Origin of the sequence: Pseudomonas parafulva NBRC 16636 = DSM 17004 (assembly GCF_000730645.1) — a bacterium.
GTDB lineage: Bacteria > Pseudomonadota > Gammaproteobacteria > Pseudomonadales > Pseudomonadaceae > Aquipseudomonas > Aquipseudomonas parafulva.
On sequence record NZ_BBIU01000017.1, the window covers coordinates 43940 to 55867 of the forward strand.

11 protein-coding genes are annotated in these 11928 nt (G+C 63.5%); 8 read left to right on the forward strand and 3 right to left on the reverse strand.

The features are described 5' to 3' along the window. Positions 1-28 precede the first annotated feature (28 nt). Entirely contained in the window at positions 29-1882 is a 1854-nt protein-coding gene (locus PPA02S_RS12800; protein WP_028633757.1) for an ABC transporter ATP-binding protein, read from the forward strand. Between the two features lie 17 nt (positions 1883-1899). On the opposite strand, the gene PPA02S_RS12805 is transcribed toward PPA02S_RS12800, so the two are convergent. After that, positions 1900-2670, reverse strand: coding sequence for an IclR family transcriptional regulator domain-containing protein (locus PPA02S_RS12805; RefSeq protein ID WP_028633756.1), 771 nt, complete (start codon positions 2668-2670; stop codon positions 1900-1902). Positions 2671-2822: 152 nt separating this feature from the next. Here PPA02S_RS12805 and PPA02S_RS12810 point away from each other — a divergent pair, with 152 nt between their 5' ends. The 4 genes from PPA02S_RS12810 to PPA02S_RS12825 are packed head-to-tail and all read left to right on the forward strand — an operon-like array spanning position 2823 to position 7391. Further along, positions 2823-3632, forward strand: coding sequence for a shikimate dehydrogenase family protein (locus PPA02S_RS12810; RefSeq protein WP_028633755.1), 810 nt, complete (start codon positions 2823-2825; stop codon positions 3630-3632). 4 nt (positions 3633-3636) lie between these two features. Continuing rightward, positions 3637-5370 carry an FAD-dependent oxidoreductase gene (locus PPA02S_RS12815; RefSeq protein ID WP_028633754.1) on the forward strand — a complete coding sequence of 578 codons (1734 nt, stop codon included), beginning with the start codon at positions 3637-3639 and terminating at the stop codon, positions 5368-5370. After that, entirely contained in the window at positions 5355-5675 is a 321-nt protein-coding gene (locus PPA02S_RS12820) for an NIPSNAP family protein (protein ID WP_028633753.1), read from the forward strand. Before PPA02S_RS12815 ends, PPA02S_RS12820 begins: the two co-directional genes overlap by 16 nt. A 36-nt stretch (positions 5676-5711) precedes the next feature. Further along, positions 5712-7391: an FAD-dependent oxidoreductase gene (locus tag PPA02S_RS12825; protein WP_028633752.1), complete on the forward strand. Its 1680-nt coding sequence runs from the start codon at positions 5712-5714 to the stop codon at positions 7389-7391. A 122-nt stretch (positions 7392-7513) separates the two neighbouring features. Here PPA02S_RS12825 and PPA02S_RS12830 read toward each other — a convergent pair whose 3' ends face one another. Together PPA02S_RS12830 and PPA02S_RS12835 are read right to left on the reverse strand one after the other, a co-directional pair. After that, a complete protein-coding gene (locus tag PPA02S_RS12830) occupies positions 7514-8029 on the reverse strand; it encodes a ProQ/FinO family protein (protein ID WP_028633751.1) in 516 nt (171 codons plus the stop codon). 91 nt (positions 8030-8120) lie between these two features. Next, complete coding sequence (locus PPA02S_RS12835; RefSeq protein WP_028633750.1) at positions 8121-9335, reverse strand: aldose 1-epimerase family protein; 1215 nt, start codon at positions 9333-9335, stop codon at positions 8121-8123. A gap of 568 nt (positions 9336-9903) precedes the next feature. Here PPA02S_RS12835 and PPA02S_RS12840 point away from each other — a divergent pair. From PPA02S_RS12840 to PPA02S_RS12850, 3 genes are all read left to right on the forward strand, one after another. Then, positions 9904-10500 carry an NAD(P)H-dependent oxidoreductase gene (locus tag PPA02S_RS12840; RefSeq protein ID WP_028633749.1) on the forward strand — a complete coding sequence of 199 codons (597 nt, stop codon included), beginning with the start codon at positions 9904-9906 and terminating at the stop codon, positions 10498-10500. Positions 10501-10523: 23 nt separating this feature from the next. Then, positions 10524-11120 carry a TetR/AcrR family transcriptional regulator gene (locus tag PPA02S_RS12845; RefSeq protein WP_033728047.1) on the forward strand — a complete coding sequence of 199 codons (597 nt, stop codon included), beginning with the start codon at positions 10524-10526 and terminating at the stop codon, positions 11118-11120. A 227-nt stretch (positions 11121-11347) separates the two neighbouring features. Next, positions 11348-11875 (forward strand): DUF3455 domain-containing protein, encoded by a 528-nt coding sequence (locus PPA02S_RS12850; RefSeq protein ID WP_028633747.1) that lies wholly within the window; start codon positions 11348-11350, stop codon positions 11873-11875. Positions 11876-11928 lie beyond the last annotated feature (53 nt).

Here is an 11928-nt window from a genome sequence, read left to right on the forward strand (position 1 = left end):
AGCGAACCCTGATTTCCGGAGACACTGCATGCTGCGTATGTTTGAGCGCCGGCTCGATCCTTTCCCTCCCGACGAAGCACCGCCACCACCGATGGGCTTGTTGCGCTTCATGTGGGCCTGCACCCGCGGCGCCCGCGGCTACATCCTGGCACTGGCGCTGTTGAGCGCTGGCGTGTCGATCTACGAAGCCTGGTTGTTCTCGTTCCTGGGCCAGGTGGTCGACCTGTTGTCGGCCTGGAAGGCCGGTGATACCACTGGTCCGCAGGAAAGCCAGGTGTTGTGGGGCATTGGCAGCGTGCTGGTGATCAGCATCGTGCTGGTGGCCCTGCGCACCATGGTCCAGCACCAGGTGTTGGCTATCAACCTGCCGCTACGTCTGCGCTGGGACTTCCACCGGCTGATGCTGCGCCAGAGCCTGTCGTTCTTTTCTGACGAGTTCTCGGGCCGGGTCACCACCAAGGTGATGCAGACCGCACTGGCCGTGCGCGAAGTACTGTTTACCGTAATCGAGATTCTGCCTGGCATCGGCGTGTACTTCATCGCCATCATCGCCCTGGCCGGGGGCTTCGACCTGAAGCTGATGCTGCCCTTCATCGCCTGGGTGGCCTTGTTCGGGCTGGCGATGCTGTATTTCGTGCCACGCCTGGGCAAGGTCGGCCAAGAGCAGGCCAACGCCCGCTCGTCCATGACCGGGCGGGTATCGGACGCCTACACCAACATCACCACCGTCAAGCTGTTCTCCCACTCCAAGCGCGAGGCGCATTTCGCCCGTGCTGCCATGGAGGATTTCAAACAGACCGGTTTCCGCCAGATGCGCCTGGTGAGCCAGTTCGAGATCGTCAACCAGGCACTGGTGGTGGGGCTGATTTTTGGCGCCGGCGGCTACGCATTGTGGCTGTGGCACCAGGGCCAGGTAGGCACTGGCGCCGTCGCGGCCATTACCGCCATGGCGTTGCGAATCAACGGCATGTCTCACTGGATCATGTGGCAGATGACTTCGCTGTTCGAGAACATCGGCACGGTGCAGGATGGCATGGCCACCCTCACCCGCGGGCCCAAGGTGCAGGACGCACCCGGCGCAGGCGAGCTGGTCACCCGCGGTGGCGCCGTCACGTTCGACAAGGTCAGCTTCAACTACAACGGCGAGCGCCAGGTGCTGACCGACCTCAGCCTGCAGATCAAGCCTGGCGAAAAGGTCGGCCTGGTGGGCCGTTCCGGGGCCGGCAAGTCCACGCTCATCAACCTGCTGCTGCGCTTCTACGATGTGGACAGCGGCGAGATCCGCATTGATGGGCAGAATGTGGCGAAGGTCACCCAGGACAGCCTGCGCAGCGCCATCGGCATGGTCACCCAGGACACCTCGCTGCTGCACCGCTCCATCCGTGACAACATCGCCTACGGCCGCCCGGACGCCACTGATGCGCAGATCCGCACTGCCGCCGCCAACGCCCAGGCCGACGGCTTCATCAGCCAGCTCAGCGACCGCCAGGGGCACAGCGGCTACGACACCCTGGTGGGCGAACGCGGCATCAAGCTGTCCGGCGGCCAGCGCCAACGCATCGCCATTGCCCGGGTCATGTTGAAGAACGCGCCTATTCTGCTGCTCGACGAGGCCACCAGCGCGCTGGACTCGGAGGTGGAGGTGGCAATCCAGGAGAGCCTGGACGAAATGATGGAAGGCAAGACCGTGATCGCCATCGCCCACCGGCTGTCGACCATCGCGGCCATGGACCGGCTGATCGTGATGGACGACGGGCGCATCATCGAGCAAGGCACCCACGCGCAGTTGCTAGCCAAAAATGGCACCTATGCGCGCTTGTGGCAGCACCAGAGTGGCGGGTTTCTGGGCGAGGACCAGGGCGTGGCCCAGGTACTGGACTGACAGCAACGGCCGGTGCGCTAACCCAGCACCGGCCGCAGCAGCGCCTGGGCTTCGAACAAGGGTGCCAGGTAACGCATGCGAATCTCGTCAACGCTGGAGCGTGACACATGGGTCGTGAGGGTGAGGGTAGCCTTCAATTGGCCGGCCCTGTCCAGCAGCGGCACGCCCACTACCCGCATGCCCACTTCATATTCCTGATCGACCACGCAAAAGCCTTGTTGCCTGACCTGCTGCAACTGCGCCAGCCACTGCGCCGGGTCGGTCTGCGTGTAGGGCGTCAGCGCCTGCAACGGGTTGCGCAGCAAGTAGGCGTCCCGCGCTGCCTCGTCCTGCCAGGCCAACCAGACACGCCCGCCTGCCGTGCAGTGAATGGGCACCCGCGAGCCGGGACGAATAGACAGCGATGCTACGTGGCTGTAGCGGCTGCGCAGCAGATGGATGATTTCGTCGCCATCGCGGGTGCCTACCGACACATGCTCCTGCGTTTGCCGGGCGACCTGCTCGACGATGGGCCGCAGCATGCGCGGTAACTGGGCTGAGTCCACATAGGCCTGGCCGATGCGTAGGGCTTTGGGCGTCAGCCAGTACTCACGGTTGTCGGTTTCAGCGAACCCTTCATGCACCAAGGTCAACAGGAACCGTCGCGTAGCACTCGGCGTCAGCCCCGACAAGCGGGCTGCGTGGGCGACGCTGAGGCGAGGATGGTCGGCGCTGAACAACTGCATCAGGGCCAGGCCCTTCTGCAGGCCGGCAATCAGGTCACGGGGGTGGATGTCAGGGGTGCTCATAGGGATCACGCTCAACGGATCGAAATAGTCCCAATCATGCGATAAACGCGCTCACATTGCGATAATCGCAGAATCAAAAGCCGTGCGGCGTTGATCGCCGAGGGTGTCTGCCACACCCTTGCCTCCACAACAACATCAACAAGGAGGCCGCGATGATCCGTGGTGCTTTTGAACTGGTTGCCATCGTCGGCTCACCCATTGCCCAGGTGAAATCACCGGAAAACTTCAACACCTGGTTCGTCAACAACAACCGCGCTGTGGCAATGCTGCCCATCGACTTGCACGCCCAGGCGCTGGATAGCTTCGCCACCACCCTGCGGGGCTGGCAAAACCTGCGTGGCTGCGTGGTCACGGTCCCTTACAAGCAGGCCATGGCAACCTGTGTGGACAGCCTGAGCGTGCGCGCCGCTGCGCTGGGCTCGGTCAATGTGATCCGCCGTGAGCCTAATGGCCGGCTGCTGGGCGACAACGTGGATGGCGCGGGCTTCCTTGGCGCTGCCCTCAAGCATGGCTTTACAGCAAGCGGCCGGCGCGCCCTGGTGGTCGGTTGCGGTGGGGTCGGCAGCGCCATCGCTTACGCCTTGGGTGAAGCCGGCATCGCCAGGCTCAGCCTTACCGACCCCAGCAGCGCACGCTGCGCGGCACTGTGTGAGCTGCTCGGCCACACGTTTGCAGAACTCGAGATCGACACCCAGGTGGACGACCTGGGTGCATTTGACCTGGTCGTCAATGCCTCACCCGTGGGCATGGGCGACGACGCCCAACTGCCCCTGCCCGCTGCGCTGGTGGCCACCTTGCAACCTCATACGCTGGTGGCCGACGTGGTCACCTCGCCCGAGATCACACCCTTGCTGGCACGTGCGCGGTTGGCGGGTTGCCGTATCCAGACCGGCGCGCAGATGGCGTTCGCCCAACTCGGCCACCTGGGCGCCTTCATGGGCGTCACCCCGCTGGAGATCTAAGCCCATGAACACGCTCGAACCCGATCAGCACCCCATTGATGTGATCGTACTGGGCAGCGGCGCCGCCGCGTTTGCCAGCGCCGTAACGGCTGCCAGCCAGGGCCTGAACGTTGTGATGGTGGAGAAAGCCGCGCAATTTGGTGGCACCTCGGCCATTTCCGGTGGGGCGGTGTGGCTGTATGGCACTGACCAGGCGCGAGCAGCCAAGGTAAAGGACTCTGAAGAGGCCATGCGCACTTACCTCAAGCACGTGATCGGTGACGGTTACGACTCGACATTGGTCGATGCCTTTATCGAGCATGGCCACCAGGCGCTGCGCTGGCTGGAACACCACACCGAACTGCGCTATGCGCTACGCCCTCATTCCCCGGACTACTACCCGGACGCCCCTGGGGCCACCGAGTGCGGTCGGGCGCTGGAAATGGTCGAGTATGACGGTAGGCGGCTGGGCGCTCGCCTCAAGGACCTGCAAATGCCCCCGCCCGGCATGCTGCTGTTCGGCGGCATGATGGTGAACCGTTTAGACATCCAGCATTTTCTGAGTGTGCGCCGCTCGCCCAGGTCGCTGTGGCACTGCCTGCGGCTCTTGGCGCGCTACGGCGTAGACCGCCTGCGTCATCCCCGCGGCACGCGGCTGACCACGGGCAATGCGATGATCGCGCGCCTGGCCACCAGCGCTTTCGCCAAGGGCGTGCAACTTTGGCTGCGCAGCGAAGCAGAGGAACTGATCGTCGAACACGGTGCAGTCACGGGTGTGGTGATAAGACGCGGCGGGCACCGGCATCGGTTGCTGGCAAAAGGCGGCGTGGTCTGCGCGATGGGAGGCTTTGCGGCAGGCCGGCTGGCAGCCAGCTACCGGCCAGATTTGCCCGGGACGCACTTGACGATGTCACCTGCCAGCAACGACGGTGCGGCCCTGCGCCTGGCCCGTGCGGTACAGGCTGCAGTGGGCCGGGGCCTTGCAGCCAACTTCTTCTGGGCACCGGTTTCTCAGGTTCGTCACAGCGATGGCCAGTACGAGCGCTTCCCGCACCTGGTCACGGACCGGGCCAAACCGGGGGTCATTGCCGTCGACAACAGCGGGCGGCGTTTCGTCAACGAAGCAGACTCCTACCACCACTTCGTAGAAACCCTGTTCGCCAAGGGCATGGCCAGTTGCTGGCTAATCTGTGATGCCCAGGCCATGAACCGCTATGGCCTGGGGCTGGCGCGGCCAAAACCGGTAAACAACCAGGCATTGATCGACGCAGGCTACCTGTACCGTGCCGACACCCCCGAGGCACTGGCCCAGGCGATCGGCGTCGATGTGCAAGGCCTCGCGCACACCTTGCAGGCCTTCAATGCCGACGCCCAGGCCGGCCTCGATCCTGTCTTTGGCAAAGGCGCCAATGCCTACAACCGCTACATGGGCGACCCGCAGCACCGGCCCAACCCCTGCCTGGCGCCGCTGCAGACTGCCCCCTATTACGCCATACAGCTGCACACCGGTGACCTCGGCTCGGCGTGCGGCCTGGTGACGGACGCCAACGCCAATGTACTGGATGAGAGCGGCCAACCCATCACCGGGCTGTACGCCGTCGGCAACGACATGAATTCGATGATGAAGGGCACCTATCCGGGTCCCGGTATCACCCTGGGCCCTGCCCTCACGTTTGGCTGGCTTGCGGCCAACCACATCACAGCGCGCCTGCAAGCGCCGTCAATCCTCAAGGAGCACACCGCATGTACTACGAAATGAGAACCTACACCCTCGACCCCCTGAAAATGGCCGACTGGCTGGCGCTGTATCAAAGCCATGCGCTAGCCGTGCAACGTGAGCACCTGGGCAACCTGGTGGGGTTCTTCACCAGCGAATTCGGTGAAGTGAACCAGGTTGTGCACCTGTGGGGTTACGCCAGCCTGGACGATCGCATGGCCCGGCGTGCGGCCATGGCAGCCGACCCACGCTGGGCGGCGTTTTCCAAGCGCAATCGCGAGCTGGGGGCGGTGTTGAACCTGCAGTCACGGCTGCTGCGCCCTACTGGCTTTTCGCCCTTGCAGTAACTCACGCACGTTCTTTGACCTTGGGGCAGATTCGACATGCAAGCGCTTGAGTGTGACGTTCTGGTGATCGGCTCCGGGGCTGCCGGCCTGGCTGCTGCGGTAACGGCGGCCCATCACGGCCTGCGGGTGATCGTGGCGGATAAAGCCAGCCAACTGGGCGGTACCAGCGCCTGGTCGGGTGGCTGGCTGTGGGTACCGCGCAACCCGCTGGCCATCGCGGCAGGCCTGGTCGAGCCGGAAGCTGACCCGCAGCGCTACCTGTGCGCACAGACCCACCGTGCAACACTGGACCCGCGCCAGCAGGCGTTTCTGCGGCACGGGCCGCAAATGGTGGCGTTTTTCCAGCAGCATACAGCGGTGCGCTTCCAGTCCGGCAACCACGTGCCGGATATGCACGAGGGGCCTGGCAGTGCCGCCGGGGGGCGCTCGCTGTGTGCGCTACCTTACGACGGGCGCCTGCTGGGCCCATGGCTGGCCAAGCTGCGCCCCCCGTTGGGCATTGTCAGCCTCGCCGGCATGGGCATCGCCGGGGGTGCCGACATGGCTGCGTTCCTCAACGCCACCCGCTCCCCCAAGGCAGCCTGGTACGTGGGCAAACGCCTGCTGCGCCACGCACACGACCTGGTGATTCATCGCCGGGGTACGCAGTTGGTCAACGGTAATGCCTTGGTGGCGCGGCTGCTGCGCAGTGCCCTGGACCTGGGCGTGACGCTACTGACGGACAAGGCGGCTATTAAGCTATTGGGTCAAGGCCGTGTGGATGGCGCGCGGTTCGCCGATGGCCAGGTGATCCGTGCCGGGAGGGGCGTGGTACTTGCCTGCGGTGGTTTCCCTCACGATAGCGAGCGCATCGCCCAGTTGATGCCTCATGCACCTGATGGTCGCGAGCACTATTCAGCGGCGCCCAGCACCAACACCGGCGATGGTTTGCGCCTGGGTGAACAGGCAGGTGGCGTAGTCGATGCCGGGCTGGCGCATGCCGGCGCGTGGGCGCCGGTGTCGCGGGTGCCGGAGGCCGATGGGCGCTTCAGTCACTTCCCGCACCTGGTCGACCGTGCCAAACCGGGGTTCATTGCGGTACGCCGTGACGGGCGCCGGTTCGTCAACGAAGCGGATTGCTACCACGACTTCATGAATGCACTGTTCGCGGCCACGCCGGTGGGCGAGCCGGCGCAGGCGTGGCTGATCTGTGATCACCGCGCGCAACGGCGTTACGGGATCGGCTGGGCGAAGCCGTTTCCGTTTTCGACAGGTTTCTATCGCAGGCGGGGGTATTTGCACTGTGCGAGAACGCTGGCGGAACTAGGCCGCCAATGCGGGATCGATGGGGCGCAATTGCAGCAAACGGTGGCGGCGTTCAACCGGCATGCTGTGGAAGGTGAGGACCCTGAGTTTGGTCGGGGGGTGTCAAGGTACAACCGTGTGCAAGGTGAGCCGTTGCACGTGCCTAATCCGTCACTGGGGCCGCTGAAGCAGGGACCATTTTATGCGGTGAAATTGGTGGCGGGTAGCCTTGGGACTTTCGCTGGTCTGGCTACGGATGATTGTGCGCGGGTGCTGGACTTGCGGGGGCAGCCGATTGGGGGGCTGTTTGCGGTGGGCAATGATATGAGCAGTGTGATGGGGGGCTATTACCCCAGCGGGGGTATTACGTTGGGGCCCGGGATGACGTTTGGGTACATCGCTGGAAATGTTTTAAGTGGTCGGGATGGCTGAGCGCGTGCCGGCGATTACGCCAGCACGCGCTCATCAATACATTGACCTGTAATGGCTTTCGCCTGGGCCGGTGTTGCTTCGACCGCTTTCCATGAGCCCGGTTTGGCGGGCTCATCGGCTGCTCAGCCCGGCGTCTGCTCTGTACTGACCGCAGCCGCAGCCGCTGCCTCAGGTGCAGCGGCTTTGGGTTTTGCACGGTTGCGGCGGGCCTGGTTGAAGTGACGCGCGGCTTGCTGCTTGGCGTGCAGCGCCTGGGCGGCGGTCACACTGCCCGCGGCCTGCCCGTTCAAGTCCAGACGCGGGGCGTTTTCCACCATGCAGGCCCAGTAGCGCGTGCCTTTGCACCAGGTGGCAATACCCAGTTTGAGCTGTTCACGGGTCAGGCCGAGCAGCTCCAGGTGTTGCTCGGCATCCTTGAAGATGCCCTCTTTGAGCGGCACCTTGGGTGCAGGGTTGACCGGGAAAGCCAATGGAAAATGCTTTTGCAAAGGCCATATGGCTTCCACTGCGGGATCCTGGCGGCGCGGGGTCGCCTGGGAGGGCGATTTGCGCGGCGCCGGCTTGGGCCGCTCGGCCTTGGCCTGTTCCTTTTCTGCCCGCAGGCGGTCACGGAGCTCCGCTAGTTGTTCAAAACCCATAGTTCAGTTCACTGCTTAGAAATTGATTTCGGTGTGCAAGGATATGCCATACGCGGCTCCGGGGCACCCCAAACCGTTGCTTTTACCCGCCCTACTCTTTGCTCAGGTCGACCAATGGCACCTGACGCACCTCGGTTTCGCACCCGCCCTGGATCTCGCTCACCTGCTGCAAAGCCTTGTCCACGGCCGTTTTGTCCGCCAACAGGCTGTAACGGATGTGGAACTGGCGCTGCTCTTTTGGGCCAATCGTCGGGACCAGATTCAGAGGCCGCTGGTAACGACGGTTGTAGGAAAAACTCGTCCCAGGCTCGAGGCCGGTGACATACCCCTGGCCCTGGGTGTCGGTGTTCTTCCACAGCGAGAACACCGGCAGCGTGCGGGTATTGAAGCCTACCGCAACGCCCAGGCTGCCTGCCTTGTTGTGCAACACGGTCAGGGTATCGCCCTTGGCATCGGCATACGGCACCACGTTGTAGACCGTTTCATCGTAGTCCTTGGTGGGCGCGCGGTAGGTTTGCCAGTCAGGCAGGTCGCCCTTGGCCTTGTCGTTGAACGGTGACACCTGCTTAACCGGGGCGGCGAAACGCGCCCCCTGCTCCAGAAACGGGGTGCTGAAGTTGCTGTGGTACAGCGCCTGGTATTCCTTGGGGTAATCGCCCTGGTTGGTGAGGGTGTCGTTGATGGCAAACGCCACGCTGCCCGGTTCGGTGACTACCTCGGTCGCCACGGCAAAGTCCACCTTCTTGAACGCCTGCTCTTTCAGTTCGCCACGCAAGGTGATGGCGTACGGCGGTTTCTCGTCGATGTGCAGGGTGACCTTGCTGGCCGGGATGTTGGCAGCACGGCCATGCAGGGTCAGCAACTCACCGTTGTCGACGCCGGGGTGGCCCACCCATTCATAGCCGCAGCGAGTGACCAGTTCGTTGAAGCCTTCCAGCCAGCCCAGGCCGTTGCGGCCATTGAGTTCGATGAAGGACGGGTTCACCACCTCGGTAACCGGCGAGTCCCAGCCCATGCGCACCGGGCCGACCGAGGCCTTGAGGATGTTCATGCCACGTGTGGGGACTACCGAGAGTTTCAGGGTGCCATTGTCGATATCCACGATACTCACGCCCTCCTGCCGGCCTCCGTGCAGGGTGCGCAGCGTAACGCTGAAGGGCGTGTCGGTTTTCACACCGAGCGACTGGCTGGTGACCTGCCAGTTCTGGGCAGCTTTGTCGGTGTCGAGCAATACGTAGTCCCAGGCCAAGGCGTGGGAAGTGGCAGACAGGGTAGTGAGCGCGACGATCAGTTTCAAAGGGGACATGGTGGTGGCCTTTCTTGGTGTTATGGATTGCTTATAGAGCGAAAGAAACGATTCAGCAAGTTTGCATTCGCCGTTCCGGGCCAATTAAACCTGCGCCATCTGCGCACGAACGCCTTGGCGTATGACGCAATATCGTGCCGTACCAACAAGGCGGTCGCGCGCGCCCGCCACAAGCGTGACTGGCCCGAAACAACCGTAGGAGCGAGCGCAGCTCGCGATGCGCCGCGCGGGCGGCGCTCGATCTCACAGGCGAAACAAACCTCAAGGCGGGCACCTGTAAACCCTAACCCCCCTTCCCCGCAAACCGGTCAGTGTATGGGTCGACGCAGATCGCGTGATGGCAACCAAGGGCATGACGAGGTTGTTGTGCTGGTGCGCAGACCGAGCGCCGCCCGCGCGGCGCATCGCGAGCTGCGCTCGCTCCTACGGTTGTTTCGGGCCAATTGAGCCTGCGCCGTTTGCACGCGGCCCCCTGACGCGTGATGCACAGCAAACACAAAAATAGACAACCTACTACTCGTAGGTTACCTTTGGTAGGTAATCTTCCATCCATCCAAGGACCCTACCCATGCACACCCTGATCGTCACCGCCCACCCCGACCCTCACTCACTCACCCATGCCATCGCCCAAACGATCGCCGAAAGCCTCACAGCCTCCACCCCGCAGCACACTGCCGAACTCGCCGACCTGGCCACCGAGGGCTTCGACCCCCGTTTCAACCTGGCGGACCACCACTTGTTTCTCAAGCAATCCCCACCCCCCGCTGATGTCGCAGCTGAACAGCGACGGCTCGACCGCGCCGACGCACTGGTGCTGGTTTACCCCATCTACTGGTGGTCTTTTCCGGCCCTGCTCAAAGGCTGGATCGATCGCGTGTTCGCCCAAGGCTGGGCCTACCAGGACAACAACGATGGCAAGGTGACCAAGAAGCTGCAACGCCTGCAGGTGCACCTGGTGGCCATCGGCGGTGCCGACCAGGGCACCTACCAGCGCCATGGCTACGGCGCGGCCATGAACACCCAGATCGACCACGGCATCTTCGATTACTGCGGCGCACCGGTGCGCAGTTCCACCGTGCTGCTGCCATCTGAAGGTGACTATGCCCGGGCTCATCTGGAAACCGCCCAGGCCATCGGTGCCAGCATCTTCGCTTCCCAGAGCTGAACCACAGTGGGACAATCGCGCCCATGACCGACACAAACCCACCCGCACGCCGGCGCCTGCCCCGCGAAGCCCGTACCCGCCAGTTGCTGGAAACCTCCTGGGCATTGATTGCCGACGAGGGGACCGATGCGCTGACCCTAGGCCGACTGGCCGACGCGGCGGGCGTGACCAAACCGGTGGTCTACGACCACTTCGGCTCCCGCGAGGGCTTGCTGGCTGCGCTGTATGAAGACTACGACGTTCGCCAAACGGCCTTGTTCGATAGCGCCATCGCAGCCGCGCAACCTACGTTGCCAGACAAGGCTGCGGTGTTTGCCAGCGCTTACGTAGATTGCGTGATGACCCAGGGCCGTGAGATTCAGGGGGTGCTGGCAGCCCTCAGCGGGTCGCCTCAACTGGCGGCGGTCAAACGCAAGTACCAGACAGCCCTGCTGCAGAAGTGCGCCGGCATATTTGCCCCCTTCGCCGGCACAGGCGGCGTTTCCGGGGCCAGCCTGTGGGTTTTGCTAGGTGCCGCAGACGCCGTGTCGGAAGCTGCCGTGTCGGGGGAGATCACTGCTGACCAGGCAAAAGAGGCATTGCACCTCACCGTGATCGAGGTGGTCCAGCGCACCAGGTGAAGGCCGACGAGATACCAGCAGGCTGCTCGCCCACCTGCCCTCGCCGGCCACGCTGAAACCTGCTCCAACCCACTCGCCTTTTGTTCAGGGGTTATTGTCGCAATTGAGCTGAGCCAAGACGCTTGAGATTTATTTCTGGGGCGGTGCATCCATAACCCAACCTGGCGGGTAGTGGTTATCAGGCAGTCAGTGATTGCCATGCCCATGATCCCCAAGGAGTGCACACCATGAACCTCAAACCCATCTGCGCCCTGCTCGCCAGCTGCCTTGCGCTTGGCGTTACCACCGCCCATGCCCAGTCGGGTATACCGGACCCGATCAAGGTACCCGACGGCCACGTGATCGTGATGAAGACCGTAGGGGTGGGTGAGATCACCTACGAATGCCGCGACAAAGCCAATGCGCCCGGGCAGACAGAGTGGTTTTTTGTCGGGCCCAAGGCGGTGCTGAAAGACCGGGCCGGCAATACCGTGGGCAACTACTTCGGCCCACCGGCCACCTGGCAAGCCAAAGACGGTTCGAAGGTGACCGGCACCCAACTGGCCGTGGCACCTGCAGCGAAAGCCGACTTGCCCTACCAGTTGGTCAAGGCCAACCCAGCAGAAGGCCAGGGCGCCATGGAGGGGGTGAGTTACATTCAGCGCCTTGCCACCCGCGGCGGTATCGCCCCGGCCGAGGCCTGTAATGCACAGAACAAAGGCAAGCAGCAGGTCGTCAAGTATCAGGCTGATTACGTGTTCTGGGCAGCGAAGTGACCGGGCACTGACCAGCGCACTGGCCATTGATCATCTACGCTGCAGTCGAGCCC